Annotated in this window: 17 protein-coding genes; 9 read left to right on the forward strand and 8 right to left on the reverse strand. The window is 61.2% G+C overall.

The annotated features are described in order from the left end of the window. Positions 1-613: 613 nt before the first annotated feature. From OLW90_RS02165 to OLW90_RS02190, 6 genes are all read left to right on the forward strand, one after another. Positions 614-799 carry a hypothetical protein gene (locus OLW90_RS02165; protein ID WP_319650922.1) on the forward strand — a complete coding sequence of 62 codons (186 nt, stop codon included), beginning with the start codon at positions 614-616 and terminating at the stop codon, positions 797-799. 30 nt (positions 800-829) lie between these two features. Beyond that, a complete protein-coding gene (gene guaA, locus OLW90_RS02170) occupies positions 830-2,398 on the forward strand; it encodes a glutamine-hydrolyzing GMP synthase (protein WP_319650932.1) in 1,569 nt (522 codons plus the stop codon). 3 nt (positions 2,399-2,401) lie between these two features. Continuing rightward, complete coding sequence (locus OLW90_RS02175) at positions 2,402-2,863, forward strand: DIP1984 family protein (RefSeq protein WP_319650935.1); 462 nt, start codon at positions 2,402-2,404, stop codon at positions 2,861-2,863. 258 nt (positions 2,864-3,121) lie between these two features. Beyond that, positions 3,122-3,538 (forward strand): imm68 putative immunity domain-containing protein, encoded by a 417-nt coding sequence (locus tag OLW90_RS02180; RefSeq protein ID WP_319650939.1) that lies wholly within the window; start codon positions 3,122-3,124, stop codon positions 3,536-3,538. 1 nt (position 3,539) lies between these two features. Continuing rightward, positions 3,540-3,740 carry a hypothetical protein gene (locus OLW90_RS02185; protein ID WP_319650941.1) on the forward strand — a complete coding sequence of 67 codons (201 nt, stop codon included), beginning with the start codon at positions 3,540-3,542 and terminating at the stop codon, positions 3,738-3,740. Continuing rightward, the gene (locus tag OLW90_RS02190) at positions 3,737-3,997 is read left to right on the forward strand and encodes a hypothetical protein (protein WP_319650947.1); all 261 of its coding nucleotides are present in this window, start codon (positions 3,737-3,739) and stop codon (positions 3,995-3,997) included. Before OLW90_RS02185 ends, OLW90_RS02190 begins: the two co-directional genes overlap by 4 nt. Before the next feature lie 423 nt (positions 3,998-4,420). Here OLW90_RS02190 and OLW90_RS02195 read toward each other — a convergent pair whose 3' ends face one another. After that, positions 4,421-4,855, reverse strand: coding sequence for a hypothetical protein (locus tag OLW90_RS02195; RefSeq protein WP_319650951.1), 435 nt, complete (start codon positions 4,853-4,855; stop codon positions 4,421-4,423). A gap of 18 nt (positions 4,856-4,873) precedes the next feature. Further along, on the reverse strand, positions 4,874-5,515 hold the full coding sequence (locus OLW90_RS02200) for a hypothetical protein (RefSeq protein WP_319650954.1): 642 nt from the start codon (positions 5,513-5,515) through the stop codon (positions 4,874-4,876). A gap of 74 nt (positions 5,516-5,589) precedes the next feature. Here OLW90_RS02200 and OLW90_RS02205 point away from each other — a divergent pair, with 74 nt between their 5' ends. Genes OLW90_RS02205 through OLW90_RS02215 form a run of 3 tightly spaced genes read left to right on the forward strand, consistent with a single transcriptional unit; the run spans position 5,590 to position 8,219 of the window. Next, a complete protein-coding gene (locus OLW90_RS02205) occupies positions 5,590-6,159 on the forward strand; it encodes an ATP-binding cassette domain-containing protein (protein ID WP_319650960.1) in 570 nt (189 codons plus the stop codon). Further along, positions 6,160-7,251: a hypothetical protein gene (locus OLW90_RS02210; protein ID WP_319650962.1), complete on the forward strand. Its 1,092-nt coding sequence runs from the start codon at positions 6,160-6,162 to the stop codon at positions 7,249-7,251. A gap of 56 nt (positions 7,252-7,307) precedes the next feature. Then, a complete protein-coding gene (locus OLW90_RS02215; protein ID WP_319650965.1) occupies positions 7,308-8,219 on the forward strand; it encodes a sucrase ferredoxin in 912 nt (303 codons plus the stop codon). On the opposite strand, the gene OLW90_RS02220 is transcribed toward OLW90_RS02215, so the two are convergent. The 6 genes from OLW90_RS02220 to OLW90_RS02245 form a co-directional block, all read right to left on the reverse strand. Beyond that, positions 8,193-8,837: an ABC transporter ATP-binding protein gene (locus OLW90_RS02220; protein ID WP_319650967.1), complete on the reverse strand. Its 645-nt coding sequence runs from the start codon at positions 8,835-8,837 to the stop codon at positions 8,193-8,195. The two genes, OLW90_RS02215 and OLW90_RS02220, sit on opposite strands and share 27 nt — an antisense overlap. A gap of 12 nt (positions 8,838-8,849) precedes the next feature. Then, the gene (locus OLW90_RS02225) at positions 8,850-10,835 is read right to left on the reverse strand and encodes a hypothetical protein (RefSeq protein WP_319650969.1); all 1,986 of its coding nucleotides are present in this window, start codon (positions 10,833-10,835) and stop codon (positions 8,850-8,852) included. A gap of 73 nt (positions 10,836-10,908) precedes the next feature. Next, positions 10,909-11,208 (reverse strand): lactococcin 972 family bacteriocin, encoded by a 300-nt coding sequence (locus OLW90_RS02230; RefSeq protein WP_319650973.1) that lies wholly within the window; start codon positions 11,206-11,208, stop codon positions 10,909-10,911. 182 nt (positions 11,209-11,390) lie between these two features. After that, positions 11,391-12,068 (reverse strand): methionine ABC transporter permease, encoded by a 678-nt coding sequence (locus OLW90_RS02235; RefSeq protein WP_319650977.1) that lies wholly within the window; start codon positions 12,066-12,068, stop codon positions 11,391-11,393. Beyond that, entirely contained in the window at positions 12,065-13,141 is a 1,077-nt protein-coding gene (locus tag OLW90_RS02240) for a methionine ABC transporter ATP-binding protein (RefSeq protein ID WP_319650984.1), read from the reverse strand. The genes OLW90_RS02235 and OLW90_RS02240 overlap by 4 nt, the downstream gene beginning before the upstream one ends. A 131-nt stretch (positions 13,142-13,272) precedes the next feature. Further along, entirely contained in the window at positions 13,273-14,133 is an 861-nt protein-coding gene (locus OLW90_RS02245) for a MetQ/NlpA family ABC transporter substrate-binding protein (RefSeq protein WP_319650987.1), read from the reverse strand. Positions 14,134-14,223 lie beyond the last annotated feature (90 nt).

Here is a 14,223-nt window from a genome sequence, read left to right on the forward strand (position 1 = left end):
TAAAACTCAGATGGATCGATCTAAGAACCTGATGAGTAATCTAAATATGGTGGTGATTCGGGTAAATGCGGCGATGAATGTTGCGGGGAAGCGGGAACGTCAAGAGCATTTGCATGGGGTGCGCATGATGATATTAGGGCTGGCGGGGAACTTGATAGGAGGAGATCAAGGGGTGCGGGTAAGTTACTTTCAGGTAGAGAGTCCCGGGGTGCGGCGCTTGGTGGCGCCGGAGTGGGGCGTTATGGGGAATGTGGCGAGGCCTTCTAGGAGAGTGTTTACCATTCGGGATAAGAGTTTAATCTTGGCTTTGAGAGGGGAGGGAAGATTGGTGGGCGATACACAGAGTCTGTCCGATGATGAGGGAAATCAGTTGAGGTATGGCACTTTTGCAGTGGCTCCGGTTTTGCGGGTAATTGTCTTTACGGTTTGCTGACTGTTGATGCTGAGGCTCCGGGAAGCCTCAGTCAAGTAGACCAAGAGGTCTTGGTTAATTTAGCTTCTGCCTTGGCCGTGACGTTTGTAGGGCAGAAGGAGGTCGCCTGTGTGGATATGACCTAGGTGTCCTGTTCCGGGTAGGGTTGGCTGAGGAACGAGGGATTTGGAGGGGATCCGCATGATCAGTGAAACCGCCGTGAACAGAACTTTTGACGCTACATACTCGGAGCGCTTCCGCCTGCTTGAGTCCGATCCTGAGCGGTATTTTCGTGAGTATCCGGTGAAGCCGCTGCGGGCCGCCGGGGCTGTTGAAAAAACGGGGAAGAAGCGGGGGCTTCGGCGCTTGTTTCCCGGGCTGGGATAACCCGCTACCCCTCGGGTAGGCTTGTGGGCTGTGACTGAAGCGCAGCAGACTCATCTTCCCAGCCCTGTCCTCGTCGTTGATTTCGGTGCTCAGTACGCGCAGCTCATCGCGCGGCGCGTGCGCGAGGCCCGCATGTACTCCGAGGTGGTGCCGCACACCATCACGGCGCAGGAGGTGCGGGAAAAGAACCCGGCTGCCCTTATTCTTTCCGGTGGTCCTTCCTCCGTGTACGCGGAGGGGGCGCCCTCCCTTGATCCCGAGGTGTTTGACCTGGGCCTGCCGGTCTTTGGTATTTGCTACGGCTTCCAGTTGATGACCAACGCCCTGGGCGGCGAGGTGGCCGCCACGGGGCAGCGCGAGTATGGCCGCACGGACATGCAGGTATCCGGGGGTTCCCTGCACCGCGAGTTTGAGGCCACGCATAAGGTATGGATGAGCCACGGCGATTCCGTCTCCCAGGCCCCGGAGGGCTTCGAGGTCACCGCCACCACGGCGGGTGCCCCGGTGGCGGCCTTTGAGAACTCGACCAAGCGCATGGCCGGTGTGCAGTACCACCCGGAGGTGCTGCATTCCCCGCACGGGCAGGAGGTGCTCACGCGCTTCCTCACGGAGATCGCCGGGTTGCCGCAGAACTGGACGCCGGAGAACATCGCGGAGCAGTTGATTGACTCCGTGCGTGAGCAGGTTGGCCCCGAGGGTCGTGCGATCTGCGGCCTTTCCGGTGGTGTGGATTCCGCCGTGGCCGCGGCCTTGGTGCAGCGCGCCATCGGGGATCGCTTGACCTGCATCTTTGTGGATCACGGCCTGCTGCGCCAGGGTGAGCGCGAGCAGGTGGAAAAGGACTTCGTGGCCTCCACCGGGGCGCGCCTGGTCACGATGGACGAGCGCGCGGCCTTCCTGGATAAGTTGTCTGGGGTGAGCGAGCCGGAGGCCAAGCGCAAGGCGATTGGCGCGGAGTTCATTCGTTCCTTCGAGCGCGCCGTGGCCGGTGTGCTGGAGGGCGAGCAGGTGGACTTCCTGGTGCAGGGCACCCTGTACCCGGACGTGGTGGAGTCCGGTGGCGGCACCGGCACGGCCAATATCAAGAGCCACCACAACGTGGGCGGGCTTCCTGACGACGTGGAGTTCACCCTGGTGGAGCCCCTGCGGCTCCTTTTCAAGGACGAGGTGCGCGCGGTGGGCCGGGAGTTGGGCCTGCCGGAGGAGATCGTGAATCGCCAGCCCTTCCCCGGCCCCGGCCTGGGCATCCGCATCATCGGTGAGGTCACCCAGGAGCGCCTGGATATTCTGCGCGCCGCGGACGCAATCGCCCGCGAGGAACTCACCAAGGCGGGGCTAGATGAGCAGATCTGGCAGTGCCCGGTGGTTTTGCTTGCCGACGTCCGCTCGGTGGGCGTGCAGGGCGACGGCCGCACCTATGGTCACCCCATCGTGCTGCGTCCGGTGGCCTCCGAGGACGCCATGACGGCGGACTGGGTGCGTGTACCCTATGAGGTGTTGGAAGTGATCTCCACGCGAATCACCAACGAGGTGGCGGAGGTTAATCGCGTGGTTCTGGATGTGACCTCCAAGCCACCGGCAACGATTGAGTGGGAGTAAACCATGAAGTTGGCGGAAGCCCTGGCGGAACGGGCCGAGGCGCAGCGCCGGTACTTTCAGTTGAAGGAACGCCTTTCCCTCGTGGCACGAGTGCAGGAGGGGGAGGAACCCGATGAGAATCCGGTGGAGTTGCTGGCTGAGGCCGAGCAACTCATGGATCGCCTCACCTGGTTGATCCGCAGGATCAACGCCACCAATACGGCCACCGCCTTTGATGGGGAGAACACACTGACCGACGCCATTGCGCGCCGGGACGCGGCCTTTGCCCGCCGCGATTTATACGCGGACTTGGCTAAGGCGGCGAGCACCCGCCAGGATCGCTATTCCCGCAGCGAGATCCGCTACGTGTCCAGCATGAGCGTGGTGGAGTTGCGGAAGAAGATGGACGAGGCGGCTAAGGAATACCGCCAGTGGGATACCGCTATTCAGCAGTTGAACTGGAGCACGGATTTGATAGAGCGCTAAAGCCGGAAGCAGGTAGCTTAATTCCGGAAGCGCCAGCGAGTATCATGGCTGTGGCCGCGCAGCCTCATCAACGCGGCACTCTCAGTGGCAACCCAAGGGGCATATGGGAATCCGGTTCGAGTCCGGCTATACGGATCAGGCCCACCATAGTGCACAGGGGTACGCTTCACGGAGAATTGAGTATTACCGGATACTGGGGCGCTTCCAGGGAATGAGTGAGGGCGGGTTAGGGGATCTTCTGGCGTAGGGTGGGGTGCTATGAGCGCATCTTTGCAAGACACAGAGGAAATGCGGGCCGTGGTGGGATGGCTGAGCGAACATGCGGCGGCTCCCGTGGGACTCGCGCAGGTATTTGCGGAACTGGGTTTGGAGGAACTCGGCGGGAATTACACCGATACCGAGCTTCCGCATGGTGACGCCTTTTTGCTCGCCGCCGCAGTGGCGGCGGTGGCGGCCAGGGCAAAGAAGAATAGCGATACAGTAGATCTCTCCGAGTGGAATTATTCCGTACAGGTCACGCTGCACAGTGACGTTCCTCGGCTCACGCAACTGGCCACGGCGATGAAGTACTTTGCCCTTGATCCCGAGGAACACCGGGTGGCCCAGCGCTGGGGCGAAGATACCGTGACCGCCCTGGCCGATGAGGCGGAAGCCCTGCGGGGACGGCTGGATTAGGATGAAGAAATTTCAGGTGGAGCCAGGGCGGGCCGTGCTCTTTTCCTTCATCTTTAGCGTCATCGTTATCTTGCAGGGGTCCGTGTCATGGGGATGGTGGTTGCCTTTGATCGTGGGCAGCGCGGGACTCTTCTATGCGGGCAACGTGTTTTACGTGTGGGCGAATAATAAGATTCGCCATCTTGTTCAGGGAGAGCGATGAATACGGTAAAGGTTGTTGCCGCTTATAGTGGGGGTCTTGTGCTGGGATTGCTCTGCGCGTGGCTTTCCTTGCTTTTGGGTCTACGGACTTTCCTGCCGGTGGGATTGGTGGTGTGCGCCGCGGCGATTGTTGGGCTGAGTATCGGGGTATATAAATTATCTGCTCGTAGCGTTGTTATTTCATGGTTCTGCGGCGTGATGACCGCCGGGCTTATTGCGGTGTGGTGGGTTATGTTTGTTCTCGTTCCCTTTGTGTAGTCGATGCGGGATTCATAAATTTGCGGAGCGCCGGACAAAATCGGCAAAGCCGGGGGCGGTGAACTCTAAATAGCCGTGTTGGGGAGAGTCTACGAGTCCCTTGTTCATAAGGGAACGCCGAGCCATGCTGATGTCGGTGGTGTGAGCGCCCAGTGTGGTGGCAATGTCTTTGCGTCGGATGGGGCCGTCGCCAAGCTGTGACATGGCGAGCATGATGTCAATTTCTCGATCCGTAGCCTTCGCCCACCGCGATCGGAATAGGGCTTCCTGGAGCACTCCAAATGCGTCCTTCAAAACGAGGATACGTGGCCAACATGGCGAGGTGCCGCTGAATCGCGGTGAGGTGCTTGTCCCGCCCGATGACCTCGCGGGCCACCGCGCCAGGGGTGTACGGACTCGGCTGCATGGTCTCTTTATAAATCTTTAGTATGAGTTCGGGGCGGGAAGTGCGTAGGCGAGCGCCCGGGTGCCGTCGATATGCGGGAAGGTGAGGTGCAGCCAACCCGCAGCGGCGAGCAGAAGAAGAACGCTAGTCCACAGCGGCGCGGGGGCGAGCAGGGGAGCGAGCATGATGGCGATCCAGAGGAAGAAAAGCGGCAGGAATTGCCAGACCTGGGGCTGGAACGGCACCTGGTGCTCGCGACGGTATTCCCGAATACGGTGGCGGTAAGGGTGGACGAAGGGGAGTACCAGGGCTATGAGGAGAAAGAGGAACGCCAAGATCACCTGGTGCGGCCGGGAGAGATCGGTGCTGAGCATCGCCACGGCGGCCCCGCCGAGGAACGAACTGCTCAGGCGCACCACCGGCGGGGTGGGAATCGGGGTGAGATGGGAGCGCATGGTGGCGTAGGCATTCATGCGCTCCAGGGTAGGGGTTTAGGGGACGAGGTCGATGACGAGGCGGGTGGGATCGTGCAGAACCTGCACGGAATAAGGCACCTTTTTATTTAATCCGATGATGAATTGGGAGCGGCCCTCGAAGGTGCCCACGCTAATCACGTCGGTGATGTTGCCGCCGTCGGAGGGGGTGAGGCGATTGAGGTGAGGTTCCTCAAGCCCGAGTTCAAAGGGATACACGGTGCCGTCGATATTCATCGTGAGGGCGGTGGCACCGTGATACTCGATGGGGTTGCCGGAACCCTGCTGGGAGGGGTGATCCGTGTAGTCCGCGTACCAGCCGGGATCGCCCTGGCCCTTCATTTCAAAGACCACGCGGTCAAATCCCTCGTGGGAGCCGGTGCGCATTTCCGTGACCACCAGTTCGGAGGGTTCGCTGGGGCGCATGGTCTTCATGGTGATGTCCGCGCTGCCCAGAGGAGTCAAGCCTGCGCCGTTCTTCGCCGAGGTAGCGGCGGAATCGGACGCGCTGTGCGAGGCGGGCACGGAGCCCTGAGAGGGGGCAGGCTGAGTGGTATCGTCTCCCGTGCTACAGGAGGCGAGCAGCAGGGTACCCGCCGTGAGCACCGCCGCCACGGTGCGGTGGCGTGGGGAGCGAGGGGCGTCGATAAGCGCTGACATACCCACACCGTATATCGTGCGGGGAAACCTTGTGAAATGTATATGGCAAATTGAGTCCAATTTGTGAGGAAACCGTGACTCTGCGCGTGAATTGCACCTACGGACACACCGCTGCGCTGGGCAGCATGAGCCGGGACTTCCCGCCGGGTATGGTCGCTGCGGTGGCCGGGCCCAATGGGTGCGGGAAATCGACGCTGCTTGCCACCATCGCGGGGGAGATTGCCCCGGTCGAGGGCGAGGTCACGGTGGACGGCACCCCCACCCGAGCGGGCACCACCGGCACGCTCCTGATCGCGGAGCCCGTATTCCTCCCGGATCTCACGGTGGGGGAGCACCTCGATCTATTACGGGTAAACCGGGACGAGGTGGTGGAGGCCTGGGCCCTGCATAACCTCCTCCAGGCACCCCAGTGGGTGCTGTCCTCCGGGCAGCGCCAACGGGCCTACCTTGGTATGCAACTGGCACTGGAGGCCCCGATCATGCTTATCGACGAGCCCGAGCGCCACCTTGACGAGCAATGGACGGACTTCCTTATCTTTCAACTTCATGAGGCCGCCGCGCGGGGGATAAGTATTGTGGTGGCCACACATTCGGCGCGGGTGATCTCAGGGTGCGATGAGGTAGTGCGCTTGGGGGAGAGATAGATGTTTGCGCTGATAGATAAACTGAGCGATTATGTGTATGGGCTTTTCCTCACCGCGCTGGGGGCGGCTTTAGGCGCGGGGGTGATGGTGCGTGCGATGAACCCCCTCGAACCGTATGCCGTGCCTGCTTCCTGGCGGTGGGCGGCGGCGGTGAGTATCGGGGCCGTGCTGGTGGTGCTTGCGGAGCGCCTCACTCCGCTGCGGGGAATCTCACGGGAAAGATGGGTGTGGCGCTATCGACTGGCCCGGCGTTTACCCGGGATAGATCGGGCGGTGATGGTGCAGGGTGCAGCGAGCGCCGTGGTGGGAGCGTTTTTAGGAGCGGTGACGGGATACAGTTTCCTCGCGGTGATAGGCGCCTCCGCAGGATTCATGGTGACGCGCCTGGTGGTGGGGTGGGCGCGTGGGCGTGGCAGCGATCTTCCCGGATTACTCGAGGCGGGGCGCACCCGTTCCCTGGTGGAGAATCTGGCCGGTTTGCAGGATACGGAGTTGGTTTCCGATCTCATGGTGATGAATTGGCTGCGTGGGCGTTCCCGGGCGGGGCGTGAGAAAGACAGGAGAGCGGGCGCGGAGCCAGTGGCCTTGGGGGCTCCGAGGCGGAGGGCACTGGGGTTACTGGGCGTGTTAGGAATACTGGGCGCGCGGCGGCTATGGCGGCGGGGATACGTGCTTTCTTTTGCCGGAGTGGTTGTGGCTTGGCAGGTGGCATTGGCCCAGGCTTATGGGGCGTGGGGCCGTTTGATCACGGTGGTGGCCTGGGGGATCGTGTGTGCAGCGGTGTATCGGGCCACGAACTTTAGCCGGGTGACCCGGGCCCTTGTCACCCCGTGGGGGTACATGCTGGCGTGCGTGGGCTTGGGGATAGCAGTGTATGCAGCATGGGCGGAGAGCGCGGCGGAGGTAGCGGCCGTGGCGGTGATATGGGGATACATGGGGTGGAAACGCGGAAAACCGGCTGCGGAGTATCGCATGTCCTATTTTGATTCCGGCATGGGAGTGAGTTTTTCTCCCGAAATCATGCGGTACTATCTGCGCGGCCTGTGGCCGGTAGCCGTGGCCGCACTCCTCATCGGCAAGGGATATATCTGAATACCCGGTTGAACTAAACCCGGATGGGCACGAGCGGAGCGCTAAAATAACGCCCTATGGCCAGCACACTCACGCGCGATGCCCCACTGTGTTCCGATGTACGTTCCGATCCACACGGGGAACCCCTGGCGGGTACGGCCAAACGCGGTGAGGTCTACGTGCTCTTTGAGTGGCCGGGCGGGTGGTCGCGCGACGTGCTCGATGGCGGTACCTTTGGCCCCGAACTCAGCGCCCGGCTCAAGCGATTCTTCAAGGGCACGGCCAGCCTCCAACTCATTCGCAGGCCGGGCCGCGCGGGCCGCGACGTGGGCCACAAGCACCGCTGCTACCTGGTGTGGGCGCGCACCGCGCGGATGGAACTGGTGCTTCTCGACGCCCCGGAGGACCTACTTCGCCTCGATCTCACCGGCCCCGGTCGCAACGGTGGGGAGGAGATCACCGCCCCCGTGGTGCTGGTATGTACGCATGGCCGCCGCGATCGGTGCTGCGCGATCAAGGGCCGTCCGCTGGCCGCGCGGTTACAGGAGGAGTTTCCCGGCTCGCTGATCTGGGAATCCTCGCACACCAAGGGACACCGCTTTGCCCCCGCCGTTTTGCTCATGCCCTGGGGATACTCCTTTGGTCACCTCAACATCGAGGCCGCGCGCGACCTCACCCGGCACGCCCTGGACGGCCGTTACTTTTATCCTGCAAATCGTGGCAGCGGCCTCTACGGCTCGCGCGGGCAGGTGGCGGAACTGCACGTAGCCCGCATGCTTATCGACGCCGGAGAAACCCTGCACTACGGCGACCTGACCACGGATGATGCCCCGGAGGGCTCCGTGGCCGTTCGCCACCGGGACGGCCGTGCCTGGGCGGTACCCCTAACGCGGCGCACCGTGGAGGGGGTGGTGGCCTCCTGCGGCGGTTCCCCCAAGGCCGCCAAGGTGTGGGTGCCTGATTTAAGCGGGGACGAGGAACCGGCCTAGATCAATGTGCTGATCGGCGGCGTCGCGCACCTCGGCGGCGTGGGTGGCGATCACCACCGTGGCTCCCTGATTGGCCAGGTCACGGAGTTGCTCCACCACATTGTGGCCATTGCGTGGATCGAGCGCCCCGGTGGGCTCATCGGCCAGAATGATCTCCGGCTGTCGGGCCAAGATACGGGCCAGCGCCACGCGCTGCTGCTCACCACCGGAGAGTTCGTGCACCACGCGCTTGCGGTATCCACTTAATCCCACGGTTTCCAGGGCGGTATCAATGCGCGCCTTTTGCTGCTTATTCACCGTGGCGAGGAGGATATTGTATTCCACGGACTTATCGGGAATCAGGGCGTAATCCTGGAACAGGAAACCCAGGTTATTCTTGCGGAACGCTCGACGCTTGCTGCTGGAGAGTTCCTGGATATTCTTTCCCGCCGCCATGATCGTGCCAGAATCGGCGGTATCCAGGGTGCCTATGCAGTTGAGCAGGGTGGACTTGCCGCTGCCGGATGGGCCGGTGAGCGCGGTGATGCTGCCCTGCGGGCAGGAAAACTCTACGTCGCGCCACAGGGTACGGGAACCGAATGTCTTGGCGAGGCCTTGAACGGTGATGGTGGGGGACATGGGGAACCTCCTTTAGCGCGCGGGGGTGCGCGAGTAGATACGGCCAAAACGAGCGGACATAGCCAGGCAGGTGAGTGCCCACAGCAGGGAAATGCCGAGGGTGACGGCCACGAGTTCCGGGGTGACGGCCATGGTGCGCAGAACGTCCCGGGGCATAGCGGTGAGCGCGGCCGCCTCATAATTGCTCTGGCGGTGCCACAGCCATGCGGCGGGAATGAGCAGGAATACCGCCTCGATGAGCAGCAGACCGGCGCGCGCTCGCCAGGGGGAGCGCCCCATGAGATCCGTGACGGTGAGGCGTTGCCGGTGTCGCGCCTGGTACACGGCGGCGGAGCCCACCACGTAGGCAGTGACCACGAGGATAAGAATCGCTAGGTTGATCGCCTGGGAGCGGAACACGGATTGGGCTTTAGCGTATGTTTGCTCCCAATGAGAGAATGCAGTGAAATGCCCGGCGATATAGGGGCCAACTGAGGGATCGGCAATCAGTTTTTCCATAGCTTCCCTATTGGTGGCGAGTACTTTTAGTTGTGTGGTGGGGGCCACGAGATTTTTATCTGCTAGCGTTTCCAAACCACGAGGAAGTACCACGATGGGAATCCCGCTCACCGTGGTCTTAGGGAGAGTAAAACCAAACGAGGGGGCGTAGGTGAACACCTCAGTATCGCCAGCAATGATTTTTTCCCGGATGGTGGGTGTTGGGATACCAGCGTATTCGGCCTCGAAGAGAATCTTTTGATGGGCCATGTCAATGTATTCGGCCCGGGTGCCTTCGGGGATAAGGATCAAGGCTTCGCCAGATTGGGGAGCCTCGTTGGCAGACAGGGACACTTCTTGCTCGGCAAAGAGGGAATTGACAAGGAGCACACTTGGCGTGAAGGAAATATCCTCTGAAACTACGGAGAGCAGAATTTCGCCTCTTCTATCGGCTTCTCGCAGCGCGGGTGCGATGTCACTATCCGTGTCTCCGGTTCGGGTAGAAATGTTGAAGGCCTCTGCCTCTCCATGAGCGCGCCATAGATCTCGTTGAGACTTGTGGAGTTGCATTTCCAGGGCGGTGGAAACCGTCGCCCCTACTGCGGTGAGGGCCACGGTGAGGGCACAGAGTCGCAGAGCATAGGTGCCAAGGGAGACAGGGGCACCTGGAATCTTCCCACTGAGTGCGGGAATGAGTGAAATCAGATGAAGGATAGCCACGCCAATGAGGAGACTCAGGAAGAAAATGAGTCCAGCGGCAAGGAGGAGTGCTGCGCAACATTGTAAGTAGAGTCTCACCATGCTCAGGCCATTGTAGAGATAGAGCGCCAGGGCACTGATTACTCCGAGGATAAGGAAAGAAGAGAGCGCGGTGGGTATAAGATCGCGCAGTTCCTTAACGATGATCCCCCAAAATCCATGTCCGTGAATGCGTTGAATGGAATAGTCTCGTGCTCTTAACAATACCCCGCCCAGGGTGAGAGTGGCGATGAGCAGCAGCATAGCCACGATGGTGATGGTGATGGGATCAGTGAGAAAGTAATCCCAATTAATCTTGTAATCGGTGATCGTAAACCCTAATTCTTCTATATGCCGTTGGAGCGCCTCTTTATTGGTGGAACTCCCAGAAAGGTGGTATACGCCTCCCGCATCTGTGATTGGGGCCTCGGATAAGGGGCTTACGGTGATGTTTACCGTAGGGTCAAATCCGGCGTATCCGGTGCGTAGCCATGTGGCCATGATGGAAGAATTTTCTCCGGCGGCCACGTAGAGGTGGTGAGTAGTGCCTGCGGCGGTGGTCTCAAAGTGCTCAAGTCCTACTGTGATTTTATGGTTCTTGGCGTAGAGAACCAGATCGTCGCGGAATTCGGTGGGGGAGGTTTGTCCGGAGGACTCCGTGATAAGAAAGGCATGGTTGCCAGCGGAACCAAGATCGTCATCAAAGAGATGGGCAAGAGGGAAAGCGACGATAAAACTTAAAAAAATGAGTGCGCCGCTGGAAACACGTAATAGGTGTGGCATAGGAGAGGCTCCTGGCGAAAAGTGCCCCGCCCATGGTGTGAAAATATTGGGCGGGGCGTGAGGGGGTGGGGAATCAGCAGAGGCGGTAGTAGGACTGGTTTCCACGCCACTTCTTTGGAGCGCTGGCATAGGAGGTCAGGCCGGGGTTTACGCAACCGCTATTGGCGGTGATGGTTCCCACGGCAGTGGAACCGTGCCTGGCGGTGGGGTGATAGTAGTTGGAATAGACTTGACCTCCATCGGTCCCATAAGTCCAGATACCGCCACCGACATTGACCTGAGCCGCCAGGGCCGCTGCCGCGCCGCCCGCTACCAGTGCGCCGGAAAGCGCGGTGGCGGCTAGGCCGCGAGAGATCTTCTTACTGAATGGCATGGACTACCTCCTTGAACTGGTGTGAGGGAAGGAACATTTTGTTCCTGACGTAGACCATAGCCATTGACCATCCTCTTGTCTAGACCTTCCTCAAACTTTTTATTGAAGCGGGGGTAAAGGAATACCCCCACCGCAGGGAATCTCTCCCAGGTGCGGTAGGGGCGGCGTCGATAAGCGGGGATTTAGCGCCTCATGATCTTCTTGGACAGCCAGTTACCCAGGAACTGCGCGGCCTGCACCAGAATCACGATGACGATCACGGCCACGTACATGGTTTCCTTATCAAAGGCCCGGTAGCCGTACACAATGGCGAAGTCCGCCAGACCACCGCCGCCGATATAACCCACCATCGCGGACATATCCACGATGGCGATAAAGATAAAGGTATAACCCAGTACCAATGGACCCAGGGCCTCGGGAATAATCACCGAGGTAATGATCTTCCAGGGGCTCGCGCCCATAGAACGCGCGGCCTCGATCACGCCGGGATCAATGGCCACGAGGTTTTGCTCCACAATGCGGGCCACGGTGAAGGTGGCGGCAATAACCATCACGAAGATACCGGCGTCGCGCCCCACGGAGGTACCCATCGCGGCCACGGTGAGGGGTTGCAGGGCCGCGATGAGAATGATGAACGGAATGGGGCGAATGAAGTTCACCAGCACGTTCAGCACGGCATACACCACGGGGTTTTTGAGGATGCCGCCGGAGCGGGTGGTGTAGAGCAGCACGCCCACGGCCAGGCCCAGCAGGCCGGAGAGCAGCATGGTCACGGAGACCATGATGAGGGTATCGGCAATGGCTTCGCGGAAGGTATCGCCCAGGCGGTCCCAGTCTGCGGCGAGAACGGTGGTGGTCATCGGGTGATCTCCTGGATGGTGGTGGTCTGCGCCAAGGTATCGCGGAACGTTTCTACCGCGTCCGTCGGGCCGCTGAGCCGGACGGTCATCTTGCCAAAGCTGTGCTTTTGCAGGGTGGTCACGCCGCCGTGCACGATGGCGATGCGCACCCCGGCGGTGCGCGCGGTGGCGGCGGCAAAGAATCCGGATTCCTCGGTGAGTTCGATGGTGAACAGGCGGCCCTCGTGGGCGAGCAGGTCCGCGGCCTCCACGTTGTCCGGGGTATTGCGTAGCGACGTCGCCACGAAGCGCGCGGCCACCGCCGTGCGGGGCTGGGAGAATACCTCGTACACGCTGCCGTACTCCACCACGCGGCCGCTCTCCATCACGGCCACCTTGTCCGCGATGGCGCGCACCACCTCCATCTCGTGTGTGATGACCACGATGGTAATGCCCAGTTCCTTGTTCACCCGGCGTAGAAGTTCCAGCACGTCATGTGTGGTATCCGGGTCCAGTGCGGAGGTGGCCTCATCGGCCAGCAGCAGGGAGGGGTTGGTGGCCAGCGCGCGGGCGATGCCCACGCGCTGCTTCTGCCCGCCGGAGAGTTGCTCGGGGTAGTTCTGGCCCTTATCGGCCAGGCCCACAAAGCTCAGCAATTCCGCCACGCGGCGCTTGCGCTCCTCTTTGGGTACCCCGGCGAGTTTGAGCGGGTATTCGATATTGCCCGCCGCCGTGCGGGAGGTAAACAGGTTGAACTGCTGGAAGATCATGCCGATCTTGCTGCGCACGCCGCGCAGTTGGCGCTCGGACATTCCCACGATGTCGGTGCCGTCGAGAAGCAACTGTCCGGAGGAGGCCTGGTCGAGGCCGTTAATCAGGCGTACCAGGGTGGATTTACCCGCCCCGGAATAACCGATCACGCCGAGGATTTCCCCCGGTTCCACGGTGAAGGTCACGTTATCCACGGCGGTGGTTTCCTTGGCCTGGTTGCGGGCCTTGGCGGGGAACACCTTGGTGGTATTGCGGAACTCGATCCGGGTTCCGGTTCCGGGGGAGGTGCCGGTGGGGTGGGCGGCGGTGGAGGGATCAGCCATGAGGTTTGTACCTTAATTCTTCCTCGGGATGGGCCAGGGGCCAGGCAACGGGGCGCGACGTGATCCGTTGCGCCCCGTTGCTGGGTCTATTGGTGTTGCCGTGTGGGCTGCTAGCCGCGGTGGTGCGCCCGCTACTTGGCAGCGCGCAGATCATCTTCCAGTTTGTCCAGAACACCCTGGAGTTCCTCGGCGGGGCGCTTCACGGGAACGGAGGTGCCCTTGGAATCCTCCTGCACGGCGGCCTGCACCTCGGGGTCGTGCCAGATCTCCACGAGCTTGGCGATGTCCTCGTTATCCTTATCCTCCGCCTTGGTGACAAAGACGTTGATGTAGGGCTCGGCCAGCTTGTTCTTGGGATCGTCCTGGTAGATGGCGCTGTGGGGATCAATGCCCGCGCGGTCCAGGAAGTTGTTATTGATGATGGAGGGGCGGCCCTCGCCGTAGGTGACGGAGGTCTGGGCGGCGTCCACGGTGGTGACGCTCACCTTGGAGGCGGCCTCATCAATATCGGCCGGGGTGGGATCGAGCAGTTCCTGGGACTTCAGGGTGAGCAGCCCGGCCTGCACCAGCACGTTGATGGCGCGGCCCTGGTTCACGGTGTCATTTGGAATGGCGATGGTCTGGCCCTCGATGCCGGTGAGGGAGGAGTGATCCTTCCAGAACAGCGCCAGCGGCACGATCTCCGTGGAACCGATGGGGGTGAGATCCTGATCCGCGCCCACGTTGTAATTGGCCAGGAACTTTAGGTGCTGGAAGAGATTGACGTCCAGCTCGCCCTGGGCCAGGGCATCATTGGGAGTGCTGTAATCGCCAAACTCGGTGGTCTTGAGGTTGATTCCGGCGTCGGCGGCCTTATCCTCAAAGACCTTCCATGCTCCGCGTGCGGAATCGGTGGTGCCGATGCGGATGGCATCGGAGCTTGAGCAGGCGGCCAGGCCGGTGGTGGCGAGCGTGGCTACCACGCCGGCGGCGATCATGCGGCGAAGCTTCATGGGGCGAGGTCCTTTCCTCGTGTTCCTGAAATGTCTCATAGCACGATAGCAGCCACCGTACCGCTTAGTCTATTAAGGGCAAGGTATGCG

Origin of the sequence: Corynebacterium sp. 21KM1197, from assembly GCF_033783015.1 — a bacterium.
In the GTDB taxonomy this organism is placed as follows: domain Bacteria; phylum Actinomycetota; class Actinomycetes; order Mycobacteriales; family Mycobacteriaceae; genus Corynebacterium.

Excerpts from the sequence above, each read along its gene's own strand:
- OLW90_RS02220 (WP_319650967.1), bottom strand. The coding sequence starts at position 8,837 with ATGTCCCCCACCATCACCGTTCAAGGCCTCGCCAAGACATTCGGTTCC.
- OLW90_RS02190 (WP_319650947.1), top strand. The coding sequence starts at position 3,737 with ATGAATACGGTAAAGGTTGTTGCCGCTTATAGTGGGGGTCTTGTGCTG.
- OLW90_RS02215 (WP_319650965.1), top strand. The coding sequence starts at position 7,308 with ATGGCCAGCACACTCACGCGCGATGCCCCACTGTGTTCCGATGTACGT.
- OLW90_RS02195 (WP_319650951.1), bottom strand. The coding sequence starts at position 4,855 with ATGAATGCCTACGCCACCATGCGCTCCCATCTCACCCCGATTCCCACC.
- OLW90_RS02175 (WP_319650935.1), top strand. The coding sequence starts at position 2,402 with ATGAAGTTGGCGGAAGCCCTGGCGGAACGGGCCGAGGCGCAGCGCCGG.
- OLW90_RS02230 (WP_319650973.1), bottom strand. The coding sequence starts at position 11,208 with ATGCCATTCAGTAAGAAGATCTCTCGCGGCCTAGCCGCCACCGCGCTT.
- OLW90_RS02235 (WP_319650977.1), bottom strand. The coding sequence starts at position 12,068 with ATGACCACCACCGTTCTCGCCGCAGACTGGGACCGCCTGGGCGATACC.
- OLW90_RS02245 (WP_319650987.1), bottom strand. The coding sequence starts at position 14,133 with ATGAAGCTTCGCCGCATGATCGCCGCCGGCGTGGTAGCCACGCTCGCC.
- OLW90_RS02200 (WP_319650954.1), bottom strand. The coding sequence starts at position 5,515 with ATGTCAGCGCTTATCGACGCCCCTCGCTCCCCACGCCACCGCACCGTG.
- OLW90_RS02165 (WP_319650922.1), top strand. The coding sequence starts at position 614 with ATGATCAGTGAAACCGCCGTGAACAGAACTTTTGACGCTACATACTCG.
- OLW90_RS02180 (WP_319650939.1), top strand. The coding sequence starts at position 3,122 with ATGAGCGCATCTTTGCAAGACACAGAGGAAATGCGGGCCGTGGTGGGA.
- OLW90_RS02225 (WP_319650969.1), bottom strand. The coding sequence starts at position 10,835 with ATGCCACACCTATTACGTGTTTCCAGCGGCGCACTCATTTTTTTAAGT.
- OLW90_RS02210 (WP_319650962.1), top strand. The coding sequence starts at position 6,160 with ATGTTTGCGCTGATAGATAAACTGAGCGATTATGTGTATGGGCTTTTC.
- OLW90_RS02185 (WP_319650941.1), top strand. The coding sequence starts at position 3,540 with ATGAAGAAATTTCAGGTGGAGCCAGGGCGGGCCGTGCTCTTTTCCTTC.
- OLW90_RS02240 (WP_319650984.1), bottom strand. The coding sequence starts at position 13,141 with ATGGCTGATCCCTCCACCGCCGCCCACCCCACCGGCACCTCCCCCGGA.